Genomic DNA, 20,720 nt, shown 5'->3' with positions numbered 1-20,720 from the left:
AATAAAAAAGGCGCAAAGTGAAAACTTTGCGCCTTTCTCTATTTCTAACTGTCGCTTTCTTGATATCAATTAAACTTTTGATACTTTTTAAAATGTTGATATCAGACGACCATTGTGAATAGCTAGATTACTTCTTTACACCTTCAACGTGCAGATCCATATCGACATAGCTTGAAGCGCCCATTACAGGAATATTGAAGTCAGCAAGTTCTAGGCGAGTCGTACCAACAAAACCAGCACGCTCACCACCCCATGGGTCTTGGCCAGCGCCAATGAATTCAGCTTCGATAACGATAGGCTTAGTGACACCATGAAGTTTAAGGTCACCCATTACTTCAAGTTTGCCGTCGCCTTTATCAACCACTTTTGTGCTGTTGAAAGTGGCATCTGAAAATTTGCTTGCATCAATGAAGTCAGAGCTACGGATGTGCTTATCACGTTCTGCGTGGTTTGAATCTAGGCTTGTTGTATCAATAGTTACATTTATTTTTGATGCTTCAATATTGCTTTCATCAAATGAAAAATCACCTGAGAACGTATTAAAACGACCCTGGATAAAGCTGTAACCTAAGTGGCTAACTTTAAAATTAACTGAAGCATGTGCGCCTTTTGTATCAATCACGTAATCAGCGGCGTTCGCAGCGAAAGGCATTGCCATAGCAAATGCTAATCCTGTAGCGATAATTGACTTATTCATTTTGAAGCTCCTATCATTTTTCGTAGCGTATCGTCTTTGTCGATAACGTGGTGTTTTATCGCCGCTAAGGCGTGTACTGATGCCATAATGATCAGTACCCATGCAGCGTAGTAGTGAATCGTTCCTGCAAGATCAGATTGGTTTGCAAACAGTTCGCCCATACTTGGGACAGTGAACCAATTGAATACCTCTATCCCGCGACCATCTGATGTAGAAATCAAATAACCTGAAATAAATAAAACCGCTAAGTTTATGTACATAAAACCGTGAGCAATCTTAGCAGCTGCGACTTCATAGCTTTTACCTTCCACCTTGGGTGACGTGGTAACTAGTTTCCAAAGCAAGCGAACAACGGTCACTGTAGCTAAAAGAATACCTACCGAACGGTGATAGTCTGGTGCTGTTTTGTACCACTCGCTGTAGTACGAAAGATCAACCATCCACAGGCCCACACCAAATAAGCCAAAAATTGCTAGAGCTGAAATCCAATGCATCGCTCGTGCTAAAGGGTTGTAATTTCTAACGTTGTTGTCCATGCATCTTTTCCGAATGTTAACGAGTAGTGTAGTTTTAAAAAGCGTACCCTACACCAAGTTTGTGTAACATATTATTTACCAAGCTTTACATTAGTTACATCATTTCAATCTAAACGAGTTATTCAAATTTTTTGAACAAGTGGCTATTTTCTTGAACCAGTCACTCTTTTACCTGAACAACGCGCATTGTTTTTAAATTTCAACGATTTGTTCAATCTCGTAAAGCTCATCTGCAATATCTAACATTTTACGTTCCATCACTTTTTGAGCATCTTCTATCCCTTTGTTGTAATAAATCGCACCAAATTTTTTACTGATGAAGTCCACTATAAACTCGGTATCAAATTGCCCTACTTCTATATCGATCTCATCCTGCAGATACTTTTGAAGAGCATCAGTAAGCTCAGACTTTTGTTTTGAATCTAATTGAATAGTCATAAATGTTTCCGAATAAATACGAGTAGAAGAACTGTGATTAGCTGACTAAGATTAGGTGAGCTAAACGCAATTGATAATGAGAGATGGCTACAATTCTGGTTGCTCACTGTAATCCTAGTAACTCACTATAATTCCACATAATTTAGAAGACAGACCACTAGACTGCCAGTGCTATCCATAAAAAAGACTTGGAATAGCTAATTTTGATAGAGGGATCAAGAACTCACGTTTTGCTCATAGGTAATGGCACACAAATTACCGTACTATTGCCCATCAATAAGATAGTAACTATGTATAAGGGACTTCATTGTTATTAGATCTCGTGATTAAAAGCGTTAATCAATTTCAAGACGACTGTCTAAAGCTCTGTGAACACCATTACCCTACCGTACACAACCAAGGGATCAGTGAACACCACATAGGAAAAGCGTTTGCTCGACGAATGGAACACACCTTCGTGAGTTTTAATCATGTGAGCAACATCAGCCCACTCGAAATGTTCTCTTCTGGTGATAGCCCTCGTCACTTCCGAATTTCTTCTGAAATTGGTACGGTTTGGATGATTAGCCATCATATGGTGAGCGCCGGAAAAACGTGCCGCAAAAAGTTAATGCTAGACATTCATAAATGGCAATCAGAGTACGGATTTGCCATTCAACCTAACGATCTTTTGATTATTGTCTCTGACCATTGGATCAGCAGAAGTAAGACTAGCGGTGAGCTTTTGCACTGGTGGATGGGAGAGTTGCCTGACGAAATATCCGAATACAACCAACAGGGCATCACATTAAGAGAGAGCGAATCTCAGTTTGCTACTGATTTAAATCGTAATTTTAGAATTAGCCCGTGCTTTATTAAATTCGGACATCCTTTAAAACGGTCAGGAAATCAACAATTAGTTCGTAAATACTTACAACTTTATGCAGTACTTCAATGGCAATAAGAATACGAGTCAATTTTTAAATTTAATATTTAAAGTAAATTTTTGACTTTCACAAAGTATTTTATAACCGAAAACTTTTCTTGTGTTCATTAATTATCCAAATGTCAATTTTGAATGATTAATAACCTTTACGCTAACTTTATCGATTATGAGAGATAGATATCATTTCTATGTAACTGGTACAGTCTCTTTAATTCTTAACTTTGATGCCCTCCCAAAATCTAAGTCTTTAACCCTACTTTTCTCTGGTGTACTGGTGCTCTAGCCTTATATTAGTTGTGGTTACTATGCGATAGGTTCCTTAGCCATTAAATTCACTGCGGCAATGAAATGGCAGGAAGTGATAATTGAGACTAATTACTGATATCATTTATCATCCTGATTTTTCGTTAATTATATTTATTTAAATATTGACGCTGTAAATGAATTTTTATTAATTGACAATTTACTAACACCTGTCAATATTGTGACAGCCATGGCGAATGTTTTCGTCACTGAATAAACACCTTTACTAACGACTATGATTCTATCAAACAGAAGTGAATTTATTAGCTGTATATCCGTGGATACCGATATGCAGTTTATTGCTAAATACCAAGATCTAACACTTAAAAGTGTCTATCAACCGATATTTGATTGTTCTATGGCTCAGATAGGCGTAGAGGCTTTAGTTCGCCTATCGAACGGCAAGGGTGAAATTGTTCGTCCTGATCACTTCTTCCATTCCGACGAAACTTTATGCGTTGATAAGATCAATGTAGAAAGGCTGAGTAGAGCTATCCATATCCGCAACTTTGCACAATCAAAAATTCGTCACTTACACCTGTTTTTGAACGTGCTCCCGAACGTTGGTGAGCTGTTTGCCGCAGAAAAAGTAAGCGACAGTCTGTTGGCTAAACGCCTCCATGAACTGAACCTATCATCGTCTCAAATAGTAATGGAATTGGTTGAACTTAATGCAGAAAGTGAAGAGCGCTTGAAAGACGCCGCCCACTCACTCGCACAAAATGGATTTCAAATCGCGGTCGATGATTTTGGAACACAAGCTTCAACCGAGCAACGCGTTCGTCATATCAATCCTCATATAATAAAAATAGACCGATCTGTTATGCTCGACTTCGAAAAAGGCAACACTCGTGAAATGACCTTAGTACTAGAGCTTGCTAACCAAATTGGCGCCAAGACCGTAATTGAAGGAATTGAAACTCAGCAACAACTCGTTGCAATGCAAAGTTTAGGCTTCGATATGTATCAAGGCTACCACTTAGCCATGCCAGAGCCGATTGAGTTGGATATACGCCTCGCTATCTAAAACCGCTTATCTATAGAAGCTGCTTTTCCATTGATTAGCGGCTTTTTAACTCCTGTTGGTTAACTCTCTTTTATAGACCTAACGCTTAGCCTTAGCACTTCGTTCGTCTTGTGTTTTTATCTAGCACTTATAAAAAAGCCCAGTCAAGATGACTGGGCTGGCTTAAAAGAATCTGTTTTATATCAATCCCTAATAACCCGCAGTGGACGGTTTGATTCTATAAAGGATAGCGAACATCACTGGTACTACTATTAGCGTTAGTACTGTAGCAAAACCTAAGCCTGCCATGATGGTGATCGCCATCGAGCCAAAAAATGCATCAAATACCAAAGGTATCATGCCTAAGATAGTCGTTAACGCTGCCATAGAAACCGGTCGCACACGGCTGATCGCGCTATCCACAACCGCTAAGTATGGGTCTTTACCGGTTGATAATTCAGTGTTGATCTGGTCAAGCAATACAATACCATTCTTCAAAATCATGCCACTTAGACTTAGTAAGCCTAAGAACGCAGTGAAGCTGAATGGCATATTGGTACCTAACAAACCAATCGAAACACCAATGATTGAAAGTGGAACCGCAAACCAAATCACAAGCGGCTTACGAACCGAGTTAAACAGAAGCATTGTGATGATAAACATCAGCAAGTAACCCATTGGTAGTGAACCAAATAGAGATTCTTGCGCATCTTTGGAACTTTCGTACTCGCCACCCCAACTAATCTCGTAACCTGCAGGTAGAACGAGTGCTTCAACCTTTGGTTTTACCCTAGCGAACAAGCTAGCTGGCGTTTCGTCACCCAACACATCGTGGTCGGCAAGTACGGTTAACGTGCGTTTTCTGTCACGACGTTGAATCAGCGGTTCAGACCATTGAAGTTCAACCCCATCGATCACTTGTTCAACGGGAATGTATGTTTGCAGCGATGGACTCCAGATTTTCACATTATTCAGTGATTCAAAATCAAAACGTTCGGCTTCAGGCAAACGCGCTACGATAGGCAACATATGAGTACCATCACGCAGTAACCCAATGTTGTAACCACCAAATGCCATTTGTAACGTCTCAGACAAATCAGTCTTTGAAATGCCAAGACGACGAGCCTTTGATTCATTGAACAGTGGCACTAACTCTTTAGTACGTTCACGCCAGTCATGACGAACATTTCGAGATCCCGGATCCGCTAACAAAATATCTTCTACTTGAACCGCGATGCTGCGAAGTATCTGTGGGTCTGCGCCACTAATACGTGCTTCTATTTTTGAAGCTGGTGACGGGCCAAACTCAATCAATTTGAATTGGAACGTCGGTTGTTCAAATTGGTTGGCTAAGTCCTTGTCTAACTCTTCTAGCACTTCAAACATGGTGTCACGGTCAGTCGTTCGAATTTGTAGCTGACTGTACGCTTCGTAACTTTTCTCTGGTTGATATGTAAGCGCAAAACGTTGCATACCCTGCCCAACCGTTGTTGTCACAAACTCCACGTTATCTTGCTGGCGAATATAACTTTCAACCTTTTCGGTCTGCTTGATCGTTTCACGAACATCAGTGCCTTCCGGCATCCACATGTCTACATAGAACATTGGTGTGTTTGATGGTGGAAAGAACTGCTGTTTCACCATCCCAAAGCCGACTACGGAAACTGCTAATAGCGCAACCATACTGACAACAGTAAGCCATCTAAATCGAAGCGCTACTTTCAGACACACACCAAATACAACGAACAAGATGCCTTTGTAAGGGTCTTCGTTTTCATCAACTTTGTCTTCTTCTTTAAGCAACATTTCAGCAAGGAAAGGCGTTAATGTTAGCGCCGTTACCCAACTTAAGAATAGCGAGAAACACAGTACCCAGAACAACGAGCCCATGAACTCACCTGTTGCATCTTTCGACAAGCCGATAGGCGCAAAGGCTGTGATAGCAATAATGGTCGCACCCAATAGTGGCCATTGTGTTTGTGTCACGATGTCTTTCGCTGCTTGAAGTTTGGTCTTACCTTTTTTCAAGCCAACCAGAATACCCTCAACAACAACAATCGCATTATCCACCAGCATACCCAATGCGATAATCAGTGCACCCAGTGAGATACGGTGCAGTTCTACATCGTTGTAGTCCATAAGAATGAAGGTACCAAACACCGTCAATAAAAGTACCAAACCAATGATTAAGCCACTGCGTAAACCCATTGCAAACAGCAGCACAATGATAACGATAGCAACCGCTTCAACTAAGCTAATCAAAAAGTCTGCAACTGATTTGTCTACTTCTTGTGCCTGGTTATAGAAGTAGTTCAATTCTACACCGGCAGGTTTAATGCTTTCTAAGCGATCCAACTCCGTATCAAGCGCATTGCCAATTTCGACTACGTTTACACCTGACGAAAAGGCGATACCTAGGTTTATAGCCTGCTTGCCGTTGTAAGTAAGCACATTGCCAGGCTTTTCTTGAATGCCACGCGTAACATCAGCGACATCTTTAAGGCGAATTAAGTTACCCGTGTCACGACCATGAATGATCAGGTTTTCAAGTTCTTCAACGGTATTGAGCGTACCATTAGGTCTAATCGTTAAGCTTTGACCGTTTAGCATCACTTCACCAGCCGATACCACACTGTTTTGCTGTGCTAATAAAGAGGTTACGGTCGACATATCTAAGTTCAACGCAGCTAAGCGTTCAAGTGACATTTCAACAAACATTTGTTCTTGTTGATCACCGGCAATGCTGACTTTCCCAACGCCTTCTACAAGTTCAATTTCACGTGTTAGATAGTCAGCGTATTGCTTCAATTCAACAGAATCATAGCCGTCCCCCGTTAGCATAATCATGACGCCGAACACATCACCAAAATCGTCGATAATCTGAACAGAATTAACACCACTTGGAAGCGTAGGTTGAAGATCATTAATTTTACGACGCATCTCATCCCAAATCTGTGGTAGCTCGTCCGGACCGTAATCCATCTTCATACTGACCATTATTTGAGACATGCCACTCGATGAGGTCGACGTAATCTTATCGATATAAGGGAGCTGTCTTATCTCTTTTTCAAGTGGATACGTCAGCTCTTCTTCAACTTCCATTGATGTGGCGCCAGGGTAAGTTGAAATAATCATGGCATCTTTGATGGTAAAAGCTGGGTCTTCTAAACGGGATAGATTACCAAAAGATGTGACACCACCGATGGCCAAAATGACGAGAAACAACCAACTGATTACTTTGTTCTTTATTGAATATTCTGCGATGTTCATTCTGCTTTTCCTGACAATTTGATTCCGTCACGGAGTTTTCTTAAATTTGAATTTACGAGTTGATCACCTTGCTCAACACCGTGAGCGACAAGTGCGCCTTTACCACTGATCTTTTCAACTTCAACTTCGCTTTTGAACGCTTGTCCATCTTCGAGTTTCCATACAAAAAACTGGGTTGCTTCACCCCCAGCTTGTAGCGTTGTCATGGGTAATTCATAGCCTTGAACATCACTTAGACCCGCTTTAGCCATATCTACATTTACCGTAACACTTGTACCTGGTAAAACTTCGTTCTTAGGTTGTGGCATCTGCATCCAAAATTCATAAGTACGAGATTGTGGGTGTAATTCACTGGTGTGTTCTAAATACGTCAATGGATATTGACCAGTATGCCCACCGAAAGTCGCTTGAGGGCGGTAACTGTTTGACCGCATATTTGGGCTGATTGACGCTAAGATTGAATCTGAGACTTGAATTCGCACATACACCTTTTCGTTTTGATACAAGCTCAATAAAGTTTCACCCGGTGTTACATTTTCAAAGCGCTGTTTATCTACTGTTGAAACCGTTCCAGAAAATGGTGCTAAAAGCTCGGTGTAACTCAGCTTACGCTCTGCCGCAGCCAAGTTAGCCGATGCCAATTTGTAGTTAGCGGTTAGTTGATCGTGTTCAGATTGAGATAGCATCTTGCTGCTGAACATCTCAGTACCACGCGCAAGTTGCTTACTCGCTAGCTCAAATTGAGATTTAGCGTCCGTCAAACCTTGCAGGTAGGTATCGTTATCAAGCGTTGCGAGCAATTGCCCTTTTTCTACTCTGTCTCCGGCCTCGACCAAGACTCGCTTAATTTCACCAGGCAGCTTAAAAGATAAAGGCGTTAACTCAGCAGGCATCACTTGACCGTTAAAGCTTCTGAACTGTTCAGTGAGAGGAGCACCAACTTCAAAGGTAGAAACGAAAAGAGAAGGTTGCTCGCGGTGATCAGCCTCGCTGTTACAGGCTTGAAGAAACAAAGTAGATGCTACGACAAATGATAATTTAGAAAGGTTCATTAAATACCGCCCTCACGTTGCCACGCCTTGACTTGCTGGCCCTCAGATAAAACATCGACACCCGCTTCAACGATAAGGTCGCCAGGAGACAAGCCATCAATAACGTTGCCTTGTGGGTCAAGAGATACTTGTACTTTAGAAATCAATTGAGACTCTGGGCTATAACGCCAAAGCTCGCCGTGGTTCGTTTCTCTGCTTAACCATGCAGAGTCAACGATTCCGATGCCTAGCTGAGATTTACTTTTCTGAACTTCAACTTGGGCAGTCATGCCGGACAACAGATTTATCCCGTCAGGTTTTACGATAGACACAACCGCTTGATAGCTGTTGGTGTCTTCGTCGGGCTGAGTCGATATCTCTTTAAAACGAGTGGGAATACGAATGCCTCGGTGGCTATCCATCACTACCCACATGTTTGAACTGGTTAGGTCTTGAATAGAACGGTCTTCAAGCTTTGATACCGGGATAGAGAACGTCACGTCCATTTCGCTGTGATTCAAAATGTTAAGCACTGGCTGCTTTTCTGCGATTAATTGGTATTGCTTACCGAACACCATAGACACTACGCCATCGAATGGAGCAACTAATGTGGTGTAACCAAGGTTTGTTTTTGCTTGGTCCAACTCAACTTCAGCGGCAGTAAATGTATTTAAAGCTTGGTCATAGTAATCAGTGCTTACTAGCTTTTTCGCGTATAACTTTGAAGCTTGTTTGAACTGGCTATTCGCCAAGTCAAATCTTGCTTGAGCCGCATCAAGCGCAATTCGGTAATCCGTTGCATCCAACGCTGCTAATACTTGGCCTTTCTTCACTTCCTGCCCCATTCGAACAGAAAATATTTCAATGTCTCCACTAACTTGGAAAGAAAGCGCAGCACGATCGGTTGCGTCAACTTTGGCGATAAAGCTATCTAGGTCAACATCACTTTGTTGAGGAATTTCAAAAAGCTTTACAGGTTTAACAACTTGAATAGTTTCTTCGGACTGGGCTTTATTACACCCAGTTAGAGAACCCGCAAGCATGATCGTGGCGATCGCTAGCAACGCATTCTTTCTTAAACTAGTTTCGATAGACAAATTGGATTGCATGATGCTTCTCCATTTAATTATTATGTTTTATTACACAGGCGGGCAGTATATTTAAAATTAGATAATTCTCAAGCTTTACTTTCCACCTGTGCAGTATTTTTTATTTTAATAAAAACAGTGTAGAATGTGGTAATCAGGTAAATGTGTGAAGTAAAGATGACAGAAAAGAAACAAGGTAGAAGAAGTGCAAAAGACGCGGAGGAGACGCGATTTTTGATAATGACGGTTGCTGCGGATATGTTCTGTGAGCATGGTTATGATAGCGTTTCGCTTCGTAACATCAGTGAAAAAGCAGGCGTATCGCATAGCCTTATCCGCCACCACTTTGGTAGCAAAGAAAAGATTTGGCATGCTATAAGCGATTGTTTACATGGTTATTTTCAGTCTTATATTGCTAAAATCATGGATGAGCTTCCAAAAGATGCAGCGCCAAACATTACTATCTATTTATTTAGTATGCGCCTCTTTAGCAACATGATTCACTCACGTAAGCCGATGCAACTTATCACCGACTCTGTTCGCCAAAAAGATAACTTAGTTGATTACTTTATCGACAATGTTGGCAATGTTGAAAAAGAAATCAATATGCTAGCTGAGCAGTATAATGAGGCGAATCCTGAAAACTTGATCAACATTTATGAGATTAAGTGGCAAATGATCATGTACGCGCATGGAGCCGTATGCCTAACTCCGTTCATGGAAAGCACATGGAACGAAGGCGAGATGCAGTCAACACCTGAAGAAGCATTATTAAAACATTGGCAGTTATTCAACACACAAATGCTCAGCACGTTCAACATCAATGAAGAATGGGCACTGAATCCTACCTCGATCGAAGAATTAGTTTATGACGTACCTTGCGTATGGAAGTGCGAACAAGACTAAGTAACGCTGAGGCCTTTGTACTCGACATTTAAATTGCCTTGATACGAAAATGCCCCATGACTGATGACAGTCATGGGGCATTTTTATATTGGCTCAGGTTAATACTTTCGAATTAATAAACGCGATAAACATCAACTCCAACAAGACTAGCGTCGCGCTTTACCGCGGTTTTGGTGAATTTTTAGCTTTGCTTTCATCTTACGTTTTTCTGATGAACGACTCTTACTACGACCCCCTCGTTCTGGTGCCACGTCTTTTTCAAGGCTTGGTTCAAAGCCCTCTAACCACTCTTGAGGCAAGCGTGTATCAAGTAATCGCTCAATGTCACCCAGGAGATAAGCTTCATCCTGACTCATCAAAGATATCGCTAAACCGCTGTTGCCTGCACGGCCAGTTCGTCCAATACGGTGAACGTAGTCTTCTGCTTTGAATGGCAGGTCATAATTCACAACTTGTTCTAACTGCTGAATATCGATACCACGAGCTGCTACGTCTGTCGCAATAAGCGCTCGTACTTTACCCGATTTAAAATCGTCTAATGCTTTTTGGCGCGCGCCTTGGCTCTTATCACCATTGATAGATGCCGCTTTAATGCCATCTAGCTTAAGTTCTTTAACTAGAGCATCAGTGCCCTGCTTAGTTTTCGTGAACACCAACACTTGTTGCCAGTTCTTCGATCCGATTAAGTAAGCCAACAGTTCACTCTTACGCGATTTATCTACAGGGTAAACCATTTGGGTAACTGTCTCTGCTGTACTGTTTTTTGGCGTGACTTGAATTTCACTTGGCGACTGCATCATACGATGTGCAATCGCTTTGATTTTGTTATCAAACGTTGCTGAGAAGAACAAGGTTTGACGAACTTCGTTCATGCGAGAAAGAATGCGCTTAATGTCCGGCATAAAGCCCATGTCTAACATGCGATCCGCTTCATCCAGTACCAATACTTCGGTATGGCTTAGCATGATGTTCTTGGTAAACATATGGTCAATAAGACGACCAGGCGTCGCTACAAGAATATCAGCGCCGCCGCGCAGGTTATCAGTTTGAACCTTCATGCTAACGCCTCCATAAGCCACAACGACTTTAATATCGGTACCTTTTGCGTACTCGGTTACGTTATCAAACACCTGTTGTGCTAATTCACGCGTTGGCACTAACACAAGCGCACGCACTAATTTTGGATTTGGAATAATGTTGTCTTTGGTCTCGATTAATCTTTGAATAATCGGCAAACCAAATGCCGCTGTTTTGCCTGTACCCGTTTGAGCACCAGCTAATACATCTTTGCCTTCTAATACCAATGGAATCGCTTGTTCTTGAACACTGGTAGGAGCCGTAAAATTAAGCTCTGCTAACGTAGCAAGAAGGTGCTCAGATAATCCAAGTTGGTTAAAAGATTTGGTAGATTCAGACATAGTATGATGCTCAACGATTAAATAGGCGCGGATTGTAGCAAACCTGCATTACGCTGTTTACCTTTCCTTTTGATTTTTCTTCAATTGAAGCGTACTAAACTGGTTAGCTTGCTCTAAAACCAATGGATAAAGCTCATTAAAGTGACACTGCAACGTATCATAGTGGTACTCAAGGTCAGCATAACAGTTTTTGAGCATGCCTAGTTTGGGCCTTCTTATAGCCATTCGTTGCAGTACCATATCGATTGAAGACATGTCTTGATAACTTTCTAACCATCGTTGTTCCGCCATTTTCTGATGGATAGTAATAAAACTCTCAGGCCAATGTGGTTCTTGATGTGCGAAAATTTGTTGGTGGGAATCCAGGCAAAAACGTTCCAGTGTCTGTTGTGAGAATTGCTCCCAATGATTGGCTAAGCAATGATCCCAAAATACATCGAGAGCAATAGGAGCAAAGCGCCGTGTTTGAACTGAAAAGAGTGATTTGGCTGAGCGCGACACATCATGGAGGTCGGTGTAACTGTCCACGAATCGATGAAGTCTGATGCCATTTGCAAGCGAAGTTGAATAATGCTTATTCGGATCGCCTTTAACAAAATCACCTAACAGATTTCCTGCCAAGTTACTCTTGCAATGTTGCGCGATGTGAAGATGTGCGAGAAAGTTCATTGAACCTCATTAAAGTATCGAGAACTAAGTAATATGGTAAACGTACTCGTTTATCTTCGCGAACTTTAATGAGGATAGTTTTGATTGACGTGTGAGCAAATGAGGTTTGCTCAGTTTAAGAGTTGTCTAATTTGGGAAACATTGAGCTATGGAAGTATTGAGCTTTAGTATACCCAAAACTTAATAAAACTTTAGTTTGAAGAGTTAAAAAGTTCTTCTGCTAATTGTTTAACCGTCTGCTCATAGTCAGATAAATCAATACCAATTTCCATGGCATCTAACAACTCAAGACTTTCGTCATTAAAAGATTGGTCACTCATAGTGCCCCCTCTATTCCTTGGTGTGGACATAATGTCCTGTTAACTAGTGCACCATCTTGGACTTATATTATGTCACTTTGATGAACGCACTCTACTTTACCCATTCCATATTTATAGCTTAAAGCTACTCGCGGTCATCAGCGCCTTTTTACGCTAAAGGGGTATACGCGAACGACATATGTACTGCCACCTTACACTAAGTACAACCATTTACTCTAACAATTTTGAACCAGATCATAGTCAAACGTTTGCTTAGGCCATCAAGTTTTTGAAAATACGCCTCAGTGTAAACCAAGATTTACACTGGATGTTTTTAATTACACAAAGCATTGCATTTGGAATTAAACTCAATCAGAATACTTGAAAATCGAGATATTCTTTGGGTTTATGCACTTAAGCTAGAAGAATTACAATGAAAATATACTCTAACGTAAAGAATTATATACAATGAATAAATCAAAGGTTTTTGGTAGTACTTTGATCATTGCTGGTACCACGATTGGTGCTGGCATGCTCGCTCTTCCCCTTGCTTCTGCAGGTATCGGCTTTTCCACTTCACTTTTCTTGATGTTGGGTTTGTGGGCATTAATGGCATTTACGGCTCTATTAATGGTAGAGCTTCATCAATTCGCAGAATCTGACGCAACCCTACACACTTTAGCTCACACAATTTTAGGGACAAAAGGAAAGTGGATTGCGAGCTTCGCGGTGATGTTTCTGTTTTACGCTTTATGTGCGGCATACATCGCGGGCGGTGGTGCCCAGTTTAACCAACGTATTTCGGATATCGCGGGTATCGAGCTCAACTCTCAAATCACCACTCTTCTATTCACACTGTTAGTTGCAGGCGTTGTAACTATTGGTACACACAGTGTCGACAAAGTTAACCGCGTTTTATTTGGGTTAAAGCTAATCGCAATGGTTTTAGTTCTAAGTTTCTTAGCACCAAACATTACCTCTCAGTACCTAATGAGTATGCCATTGCAGCAAGGTCTTATTGTTGCAGCAATTCCTGTCGTATTTACTTCTTTCGGTTTCCACGGCAGCATTCCATCGATCGTTCGCTATTTAGATGGCGATGTTCGCTCTTTACGTAAAGTAATGATTATTGGCTCAGCACTACCTTTAGTTATCTACGTTTTCTGGCAGAGTGTGACTTTAGGTGTGATTAGCCAAGAACAACTATTGTCAGATACAAGCTTGGGCGCGCTTTTAGTATCTCTATCGCAAACCGTTCACCAATCCAACCTGAGCGTGATCGTCGGTGTATTCGCGGACCTTGCACTACTGACTTCTTTTATTGGCGTAAGTTTAGGGTTATTTGAATTCATGGGTGATTCTCTTAGCAATAAGCTTGGCAACGGCAAACGTGCGAAAACAGCGGTTATCACCTTCTTACCACCACTTGGTTTTGCTCTGTTTTACCCTCAAGGATTCATCACAGCATTGGGCTACGCAGCTATTGCGCTTTCTGTGCTGGCAATCCTTTTACCTACCGTCATGGTTTACAAGATTCGTTACACTGACTTCTCTGTTCAATCGCAAGGGACAGGAACGACTTACCAAGTATTAGGTGGAAGCAAAGCACTGTTTTTAGCTGGCACTATTGGTATATTTATCATTGCTATCCAAATCTTGATTTCAGTAGGGTTATTACCGTCACTTGGCTAATAAAGGGATCTGAGATTGAATAAGTTGATCGATATCTCATAATTGATATCTCCATATCATTAATTTTCACAGTTACCTGGATTAGATCACATTTTTATTAGGGTCGGTTATTTAGAGTCCACGGTAAAGGATTTACCGTGGAGTTTTTATGAAAGAAGTACAGTTTCGAACGATAGACAAGTTGTTTATCAAAATGTCTATTAACGATAAGTTTTGGGTCATTTTCTTAATATTTTTGGCCGCAGTGGTAAGCTTATCTGGTTTAAACTACGTCAGTAAAATGGACCAAATTGACGCTAGTGCAAAACAGCAGGTTGAGTATCAACTTAAAGGTATTTTGTCTGCATCAGAATCACCTGCCTCTATCGACTCAGTTCGCCAACAATCACGCCCTCAAGAAACCAATGTACTCAACAATGGTTCTGTTACGGCAACCGCGTTAGCGAAAGATGGTAACTACTACTCACTGACTGTTTCCGATATCAATACACAAAATCAAAAGCAACAAGCACTATACACCTTCTTACTCAGTCTCTTATGGTGTGTCCCTTTTGGTATTTTCTGCTATTGGGTAGCGACCTTCTTAGGCGGCGCGCTTTGGGTACTTTATTCAACCACTCAAAAGATTGGTGACGGTGACTTAACCTCACGACTTGGTTTCCACCCAGGCCGTGATGAGTTCGGTACGATTGGTTGTGCACTCGACCGCTCAATGGACACACTTAGCGAGCTCGTAGACAATGTATACCACAGCGCTGCGACACTAAGCGAAACGTCTGCATCTTTTGAAACAGAGATGAAACGCAGTGAAACTCAAATTATGAGCCAAAACGCGTCACTGGATTCCGTTGCAACAGCAATGGACCAAATGACCGCGTCAGCCAATGAAGTTTCTAATATTTCAGCTCGTTCAACAGAACAAACAGAACAAGACGCACAACAAATTAACGATAGCCACGCTAAGGTTCAGCAAGCCATCTCAGAGATCACCACCCTTTCTTCTTTGATTGAGCAAACTTCTTCTTCTGTTACTAGCCTCAACGTAAACACTAGTCAAATTAATGAAGTCATCACGACGATCAACGCTATTTCAGAGCAAACTAACTTACTTGCATTAAATGCTGCGATTGAAGCGGCTCGTGCGGGTGAACAAGGTCGTGGTTTTGCTGTTGTTGCTGATGAAGTAAGAACCCTAGCAAGTAGAACTCAGTCTGCTACAGTTGAGATCCAAACAATGATTGAGCGTCTTCAACAAGAAAGCCAAAATATTGCAAAGATTACCGAACAAACCGTTGACCAAGCACAAACCAGTAGTCATCTAATTTCGGATATTGGCCATGACGTTCACTCTATCGCTGACTCAGCGCAAGCGTTAATGGACATGAGTATTCAAATAGCGACCTCGGCCGATGAACAAAGTAATGTTGCGAACACGATTGCTGCAGAGCTTAATGATATTCGCAGCCAATCTGATGTAATTAAAGACGTCGCACAGAATTCTTCAAATGGTGTATCTAAGCTGACAGAAGCATCGGTTTCTCTGTCTCAGACACTAGCGAGATACCGCACTTAACGACGAGATATACGAGACAAGCAGCGTGAAGCAACTTGTTCCAAAATCAGTTAACCCAAAAGGACTCGTAAGAGTCCTTTTTTATTGGGGTTTTTGTATCTAATTAACCATTGATAACTAAGCTTAGCGTCGCAAGATACTAAGTACTGGGGATATAGCGGGTAAAGGAAACAGAAAATAAACAAGAAAAATTGGTCCAGAATGCTTCAAAGAGACATCGTTAGACTGCTAAGCAACCCATTACTCAGAAAACTCACAGAGTAAAAACAATGCAACATGGCCACCTGTATGCCCGTTAACTATCAGATTATCATTACCATGAAGTTAGTCGCAAAGGAGAGATTATAAGCAGTCAAAACTGTCTAATAATCGAGCTTAGGAGTAATCTAATAGTACGGGTCTTATTTTCGCTTACCCTCTTGCTGCAGGTGACACATAATGAATAAAACAGAAGCACCGAACACCGAAAACATCACGTGCCCTTTATGCCAACACGACGAATATCTGCTTTCAGAAAGTGGAGAGAAGTTTACTTGCGCATCTTGCGGTTTTCATACCAAACAATTTAGTAAAGTCATTAGTCTTGAGCTCGGCTCTACCCCACCAAAGCTCCCGAACTCGGTATACCCCCACTTGAACAGTGCTTGCCATTAATCCAAACCGAAATTTCTTCCAAACTGTATATATCCTGAGCCGCTAGTTCTGTAGAGCCGGCTTCTGGATATACGCTTAATTCTTCAATACTTGGGCGCAGTCGGAACGATTGAATACCAGCACGCACACCAGCCTCAATCCCCTTCAAAGTGTCATCCACATAAATACATTCATTGGGTAAAAAGCCCATATTCATAGCTGTATACATAATAAGGTCAGGTTCTGGCTTCCAGCTATTGGCGTCAAAAGCCGAAAACACTTTGCCTTTGAAGTCGTCAAGCATACCTGTCATCGCTAATGAAGATTCAACTCGAGATTTAGGTGCATTGGAAGCAATACAAAATTCGATATCTTGTCGCTTAAGGAATTCAATAAGCTCTATAGCACCATCCATTGGCTTTAAATGGCGCTGGAACAATGCTTCTAGTTCTGTTCGATATAACGGCTCAAGCGTATCGATCGAGATAGAAAGCCCTAAACGTTCCTGTGTATCCATCAATATATCGGCTAACTTCCCGCCTTGAAAGTGAGCATAACAATCATTGACGTTTAAACTAGCTCCAAAATCAGCAAACACATTCACTAAAGCTTGGCAGCAAAGCTTCTCACTATCAATCAGCGTTCCATCACAATCAAAAATCACACATTTAGTCTGTTCTAGCCGCATAGGTATTTCACTCACATCAAATCCAAGCTTTATCCTATAGGGTTATCTTAATGCTAGAGATGACTTAGGTAACAGTTTACCGATGCGCACTTATTTATCTTCGCAAAATATGCAGCTGATCACTTAATAGCTAAAGTTAAGCAACAGGTTTCACCAAATTAAATCAACTTTATTAGAACCAAATGCTGCCATGTTTACAAAAGCAAATGAATATCAGTTCAAAATATAAAGGGACTTGGCTAATGTTCTGAAGAAAAGGGCCAACTGGAGAGTGTTATAAAGGTTAAAGAGAGCATCTACTTAAGCCAATGATGGCCGCAATCGCCTACACAGTACTTAACTCACTCTTTGCAGACACTGTTTGCTGTAGGTCAGTTGCATCTTTTGGAGCGACAGTAGCTTGTAAATCAACAGGATCGTGTAAATCAACGGGACCTTGTAAATTGATCACGTGACGTGAATCCTCGGTATCAGGATAAGTATCTCTTATCGCGACGAACTCAGCTAAGTGATTCAATAAGATCTTGGTCAGCTTAGGGTCGAATTGATAACCACACTCTCGCTCAAACAAGTCCACAACCATCTCTAATGGCCATGGCTCTTTGTAGCAACGAGTACTAAGTAGTGCATCAAATACATCAGCCACTGCAGTAATGCGAGCAAACAGATGAATTTCCTCACCAACCTTACCACTAGGATAACCCGCTCCGTCCCAACGCTCATGGTGCTCGTTAGCAATGATCGCAGCAAGGTTAGTAATGTCACCAGCACCGCTTTTCAATAAGTTGTAGCCAGCTGTAGTATGTAATTTCATCACCTCCCACTCTTGTGGCGTTAACTTGCCAGGCTTATCCAAGATCGATTCCGGTACCGAAATTTTTCCGACATCATGCATCGGGCTGATTATCTCAATCATCTCGACCTCACGATGACTTAAGCCGTGATGCTTGGCGAGTAATGCTGATAATTTAGCGACACGTTTAACGTGATTCCCTGTCTCACCAGAGCGGGTTTCAATGGCCTCACCCAATACATGAATCATGTCCTTTTGAACATTTAGTGTCTGCTTCTGAAGGGCTAGGATTCGTTTGTTCTTCTTCGCTAACTCTTTCTTCTGACGTAAAGTAATGAACTGCATTACGATAATCAGACTCAACCCTGCAATCACCATGATCAAACCCAACAGTATTTGGAAATTCTTACGTATGAAAGAAGCTGGTTCATTGATGACTACCGATTGTTCAGGAAGTGCACTCTTGTTAATACCAAACTTATTCATTGCAGGGTAATTAAAGACAAAACGTATATTATCACCCGGAATTAAAGGGGCAGAAAATCCGAGCGGCACGTATTTATCCAAAGCATTGACCGCCTCTTCCCCCATACTTTGTGAATGATTTACATAGCCACCGAATACATCACCTAAGATGTTAAATTGCCAAAGCGCAAATACAGGTGCCGCGCTCGAAGTTGACAGGATCTCCGCTACCTCTTTGTAAGAGTGGTAAATTGCTTTATGTAGCTCTGTGTTGTAGTGACTGAGTAACACAGCGTCATCAACAGAAATTGTCTTTAAGTATTGGCTCGCTTGTTCAAGCGTTTGACTTCCAATTTCAATCAAGTTGATATGCGGAAATCCAGCCATTACTTTATGCACTTCTTTTCGTATCAACTCAGACGTGACACTGTAATCATTTACAAAATATAAGTTCTTAAGGTTTGGTCTTAATTGCGCAATAAGCGCAATATTAATATCAATATGGTCATTCTCATACAGCACGGTCGCCTTGTCGGTGACCGCGTACATATCAGTACTAATATCATTGATACCAGCAGCAACAACAGGTGTCGAACGATCAATCACTGAGCTTAACGACTTAAGAAAATTTGCTGCGTTATCGTCAGTGACAATGACGCCATCAAACTTATACTCCGAATATTTAGTTTCGAAGTATGCTGCCAAAGCGTCGTAATACTCAGGGCTATGGATACGCTTGGTATCTAAGTATTCTACAGAGAGCTTTATTTCAGCTTTTGAGTGTTTGAACGCGTTTTCGATTCCTTTTTGGAAATCCGCGGTCCATTGGTAGGAAGGTTCGTAGGAGTGCAGAACTAGAATTTGTTTAATATCCCAGTCTTTAGCATGTGTAACAGGAGAAAAAGCGCTAACACACAATACAGCGATTGATATCAATAGCTTGTACATACAAAACCCTTTTTAAAAGATGGGGTATTGTACTCAGATTAACGCTTTCTCAAAGAATCTTTAGTTCTCAACCCATACTTGATCGCCAGAAGCATGATCTTGTGCCCAAAAATCATGTAACTGTTTAGCAAAGCCGTTGATATCTTGATCATTCTTATTAACAACATCCGATATCAACAGACAACTTGCACCTTGAGTCACAATCGCACTCGCCACAACATCGCCTTTTGTTGTCCCTACATAAAGCTCATGTTCGTCCGACAGCATTATCTGGCTTAAGAATTCCAACATGTGCGCTCTTTCGGTTTCATTTTGATAGGCACTGGCTTGGTTAAGAGAGAAAAGTACGGTCAGTTTATGGAAGTCGACTTTGTGCAATTCATCAATTTGAGTAGGAGTTTGGTCTTGCGGGAGGAGTTGGTAAGTCTTTTGAGAAAGTTGGTTTTTATAGATGTCTCGACCGAGGAGGCTCTCTTTTGCAGGATATGCAATATCGAGTTGACTAAATAGCCATTTATTTTTCTGGTGTGCAATTTCAGGTATTTCGTTATTCATTCTTTTAGTACCCACGGTTAGTATCCCCAAATATCACAGTTATTTGGAAGACATATGGTCGACTGAGGTGCCGAACTACAAGCAGAAAGGATACAGAGCATGATCAAAGCCAACAAGTACTTTAAATGCTTCATCTTTTTCATTATCCAACAACATCCTTTAAGAACTTAACGAAAAGCTCTACACTCGTATTCAAGCTTTCAATATCCTTATAGTAAACAGAACTATATAAATAAAAAGGACTTCTTATGAAAAAAGCCTTAATAACAGCAGGTATCATCGCAATGTTAACTGGCTGTTCGGACAACGAGGTTGGCGACGTCTCACTGGGTTTCTTCACAATGAAAGATATCAAGATGTCTTCTTTAGATGACGATAAGATCGCAGGTGTGACTTGCCATATCGCATCAATAGAGGCAAACCTCAGCCTTTCTGATCCAAGTGATAGCTCTATTTCTTGTCGTCAAACAGGTGAAATCACACCAGAAATGATTGCTCAAATTGACAAAAGCAAGTCAGGCGAAGTGGTATTTAAGAAATCAAAGAGTATTTTCTTCAAGACAATGAAGGTTCGCCGTATTTACGATGCAGAGAATCAATCACTGCTCTACTTGTCTTACACTACAAAGGAAACAGAAGGTAGCTTCAAACACAGCCTTTCAACTGTTCCGCTATGGGGTACAAAGGCTTACGTTGATCCCGCAACGTTAGTACCAACAGAATAGCGACAAGCGAATAGTCTTACGTAAATAGTCAAGCGAATCACCTGTACAGACATTGTACAGGT

Annotated in this window: 18 protein-coding genes; 6 read left to right on the top strand and 12 right to left on the bottom strand. The window is 41.3% G+C overall.

Annotated elements, in window-relative coordinates; genetic code table 11:
- Positions 1-127: 127 nt before the first annotated feature.
- The 3 genes from OCW38_RS17780 to OCW38_RS17770 all read right to left on the bottom strand — a co-directional run bounded on the left by OCW38_RS17780 (position 128) and on the right by OCW38_RS17770 (position 1,671).
- Positions 128-697, bottom strand: coding sequence for a YceI family protein (locus OCW38_RS17780; RefSeq protein WP_010429532.1), 570 nt, complete (start codon positions 695-697; stop codon positions 128-130).
- Positions 694-1,233, bottom strand: a complete 540-nt coding sequence (locus OCW38_RS17775) for a cytochrome b (protein WP_010429530.1) — start codon at positions 1,231-1,233, stop codon at positions 694-696. The genes OCW38_RS17780 and OCW38_RS17775 overlap by 4 nt, the downstream gene beginning before the upstream one ends.
- Before the next feature lie 192 nt (positions 1,234-1,425).
- Positions 1,426-1,671, bottom strand: coding sequence for a DUF2164 domain-containing protein (locus OCW38_RS17770; protein WP_010429527.1), 246 nt, complete (start codon positions 1,669-1,671; stop codon positions 1,426-1,428).
- A 307-nt stretch (positions 1,672-1,978) separates the two neighbouring features.
- Between OCW38_RS17770 and OCW38_RS17765 the strand changes: the two genes are divergently transcribed.
- Complete coding sequence (locus OCW38_RS17765; RefSeq protein WP_010429523.1) at positions 1,979-2,614, top strand: hypothetical protein; 636 nt, start codon at positions 1,979-1,981, stop codon at positions 2,612-2,614.
- A gap of 574 nt (positions 2,615-3,188) precedes the next feature.
- Positions 3,189-3,926 (top strand): EAL domain-containing protein, encoded by a 738-nt coding sequence (locus OCW38_RS17760; protein ID WP_010429519.1) that lies wholly within the window; start codon positions 3,189-3,191, stop codon positions 3,924-3,926.
- A gap of 189 nt (positions 3,927-4,115) precedes the next feature.
- On the opposite strand, the gene OCW38_RS17755 is transcribed toward OCW38_RS17760, so the two are convergent.
- From OCW38_RS17755 to OCW38_RS17745, 3 genes are read right to left on the bottom strand one after another with little or no spacing between them, the layout of a single operon-like run.
- Entirely contained in the window at positions 4,116-7,175 is a 3,060-nt protein-coding gene (locus tag OCW38_RS17755; protein ID WP_261896378.1) for an efflux RND transporter permease subunit, read from the bottom strand.
- Positions 7,172-8,227 (bottom strand): efflux RND transporter periplasmic adaptor subunit, encoded by a 1,056-nt coding sequence (locus OCW38_RS17750; RefSeq protein ID WP_010429514.1) that lies wholly within the window; start codon positions 8,225-8,227, stop codon positions 7,172-7,174. Before OCW38_RS17750 ends, OCW38_RS17755 begins: the two co-directional genes overlap by 4 nt.
- Positions 8,227-9,315, bottom strand: a complete 1,089-nt coding sequence (locus OCW38_RS17745; protein WP_016768768.1) for an efflux RND transporter periplasmic adaptor subunit — start codon at positions 9,313-9,315, stop codon at positions 8,227-8,229. The genes OCW38_RS17750 and OCW38_RS17745 overlap by 1 nt, the downstream gene beginning before the upstream one ends.
- Positions 9,316-9,471: 156 nt before the next feature.
- Here OCW38_RS17745 and OCW38_RS17740 point away from each other — a divergent pair, with 156 nt between their 5' ends.
- Positions 9,472-10,200, top strand: a complete 729-nt coding sequence (locus OCW38_RS17740; RefSeq protein WP_016785211.1) for a TetR/AcrR family transcriptional regulator — start codon at positions 9,472-9,474, stop codon at positions 10,198-10,200.
- 146 nt (positions 10,201-10,346) lie between these two features.
- Here OCW38_RS17740 and OCW38_RS17735 read toward each other — a convergent pair whose 3' ends face one another.
- From OCW38_RS17735 to OCW38_RS17725, 3 genes are all read right to left on the bottom strand, one after another.
- Positions 10,347-11,618: a DEAD/DEAH box helicase gene (locus tag OCW38_RS17735; protein WP_010429504.1), complete on the bottom strand. Its 1,272-nt coding sequence runs from the start codon at positions 11,616-11,618 to the stop codon at positions 10,347-10,349.
- Between the two features lie 57 nt (positions 11,619-11,675).
- Positions 11,676-12,287 (bottom strand): acyl carrier protein phosphodiesterase, encoded by a 612-nt coding sequence (locus OCW38_RS17730; RefSeq protein WP_010429502.1) that lies wholly within the window; start codon positions 12,285-12,287, stop codon positions 11,676-11,678.
- Between the two features lie 191 nt (positions 12,288-12,478).
- Positions 12,479-12,607 carry a hypothetical protein gene (locus OCW38_RS17725; protein ID WP_010429500.1) on the bottom strand — a complete coding sequence of 43 codons (129 nt, stop codon included), beginning with the start codon at positions 12,605-12,607 and terminating at the stop codon, positions 12,479-12,481.
- Between the two features lie 447 nt (positions 12,608-13,054).
- Between OCW38_RS17725 and OCW38_RS17720 the strand changes: the two genes are divergently transcribed.
- Entirely contained in the window at positions 13,055-14,278 is a 1,224-nt protein-coding gene (locus OCW38_RS17720; protein WP_016793676.1) for an aromatic amino acid transport family protein, read from the top strand.
- 148 nt (positions 14,279-14,426) lie between these two features.
- Positions 14,427-15,851, top strand: coding sequence for a methyl-accepting chemotaxis protein (locus tag OCW38_RS17715; RefSeq protein ID WP_261896374.1), 1,425 nt, complete (start codon positions 14,427-14,429; stop codon positions 15,849-15,851).
- A 595-nt stretch (positions 15,852-16,446) separates the two neighbouring features.
- On the opposite strand, the gene OCW38_RS17710 is transcribed toward OCW38_RS17715, so the two are convergent.
- The 3 genes from OCW38_RS17710 to OCW38_RS17700 form a co-directional block, all read right to left on the bottom strand.
- The gene (locus OCW38_RS17710; RefSeq protein WP_016768765.1) at positions 16,447-17,172 is read right to left on the bottom strand and encodes an HAD-IA family hydrolase; all 726 of its coding nucleotides are present in this window, start codon (positions 17,170-17,172) and stop codon (positions 16,447-16,449) included.
- A gap of 325 nt (positions 17,173-17,497) precedes the next feature.
- Positions 17,498-19,378 carry an HD domain-containing phosphohydrolase gene (locus OCW38_RS17705; RefSeq protein ID WP_016788236.1) on the bottom strand — a complete coding sequence of 627 codons (1,881 nt, stop codon included), beginning with the start codon at positions 19,376-19,378 and terminating at the stop codon, positions 17,498-17,500.
- Positions 19,379-19,438: 60 nt separating this feature from the next.
- Entirely contained in the window at positions 19,439-19,933 is a 495-nt protein-coding gene (locus OCW38_RS17700; protein ID WP_010429480.1) for a hypothetical protein, read from the bottom strand.
- 248 nt (positions 19,934-20,181) lie between these two features.
- Here OCW38_RS17700 and OCW38_RS17695 point away from each other — a divergent pair, with 248 nt between their 5' ends.
- On the top strand, positions 20,182-20,658 hold the full coding sequence (locus tag OCW38_RS17695) for a CreA family protein (RefSeq protein ID WP_010429477.1): 477 nt from the start codon (positions 20,182-20,184) through the stop codon (positions 20,656-20,658).
- Positions 20,659-20,720: the final 62 nt, after the last annotated feature.

It is taken from the genome of Vibrio cyclitrophicus, from assembly GCF_024347435.1.
Classification (GTDB): Bacteria; Pseudomonadota; Gammaproteobacteria; order Enterobacterales; family Vibrionaceae; genus Vibrio; species Vibrio cyclitrophicus.
The sequence above is the reverse complement of the archived record's forward strand: the minus strand, read 5'-3'. Positions and strand labels throughout refer to the sequence as shown.

What these genes read in the sequence shown, in the direction of transcription:
- OCW38_RS17780 (WP_010429532.1), bottom strand. Translation starts at nt 697, where the DNA reads ATGAATAAGTCAATTATCGCTACAGGATTAGCATTTGCTATGGCAATG.
- OCW38_RS17775 (WP_010429530.1), bottom strand. Translation starts at nt 1,233, where the DNA reads ATGGACAACAACGTTAGAAATTACAACCCTTTAGCACGAGCGATGCAT.
- OCW38_RS17770 (WP_010429527.1), bottom strand. Translation starts at nt 1,671, where the DNA reads ATGACTATTCAATTAGATTCAAAACAAAAGTCTGAGCTTACTGATGCT.
- OCW38_RS17760 (WP_010429519.1), top strand. Translation starts at nt 3,189, where the DNA reads ATGCAGTTTATTGCTAAATACCAAGATCTAACACTTAAAAGTGTCTAT.
- OCW38_RS17755 (WP_261896378.1), bottom strand. Translation starts at nt 7,175, where the DNA reads ATGAACATCGCAGAATATTCAATAAAGAACAAAGTAATCAGTTGGTTG.
- OCW38_RS17750 (WP_010429514.1), bottom strand. Translation starts at nt 8,227, where the DNA reads ATGAACCTTTCTAAATTATCATTTGTCGTAGCATCTACTTTGTTTCTT.
- OCW38_RS17745 (WP_016768768.1), bottom strand. Translation starts at nt 9,315, where the DNA reads ATGCAATCCAATTTGTCTATCGAAACTAGTTTAAGAAAGAATGCGTTG.
- OCW38_RS17740 (WP_016785211.1), top strand. Translation starts at nt 9,472, where the DNA reads ATGACAGAAAAGAAACAAGGTAGAAGAAGTGCAAAAGACGCGGAGGAG.
- OCW38_RS17735 (WP_010429504.1), bottom strand. Translation starts at nt 11,618, where the DNA reads ATGTCTGAATCTACCAAATCTTTTAACCAACTTGGATTATCTGAGCAC.
- OCW38_RS17730 (WP_010429502.1), bottom strand. Translation starts at nt 12,287, where the DNA reads ATGAACTTTCTCGCACATCTTCACATCGCGCAACATTGCAAGAGTAAC.
- OCW38_RS17725 (WP_010429500.1), bottom strand. Translation starts at nt 12,607, where the DNA reads ATGAGTGACCAATCTTTTAATGACGAAAGTCTTGAGTTGTTAGATGCC.
- OCW38_RS17720 (WP_016793676.1), top strand. Translation starts at nt 13,055, where the DNA reads ATGAATAAATCAAAGGTTTTTGGTAGTACTTTGATCATTGCTGGTACC.
- OCW38_RS17715 (WP_261896374.1), top strand. Translation starts at nt 14,427, where the DNA reads ATGAAAGAAGTACAGTTTCGAACGATAGACAAGTTGTTTATCAAAATG.
- OCW38_RS17710 (WP_016768765.1), bottom strand. Translation starts at nt 17,172, where the DNA reads ATGCGGCTAGAACAGACTAAATGTGTGATTTTTGATTGTGATGGAACG.
- OCW38_RS17705 (WP_016788236.1), bottom strand. Translation starts at nt 19,378, where the DNA reads ATGTACAAGCTATTGATATCAATCGCTGTATTGTGTGTTAGCGCTTTT.
- OCW38_RS17700 (WP_010429480.1), bottom strand. Translation starts at nt 19,933, where the DNA reads ATGAATAACGAAATACCTGAAATTGCACACCAGAAAAATAAATGGCTA.
- OCW38_RS17695 (WP_010429477.1), top strand. Translation starts at nt 20,182, where the DNA reads ATGAAAAAAGCCTTAATAACAGCAGGTATCATCGCAATGTTAACTGGC.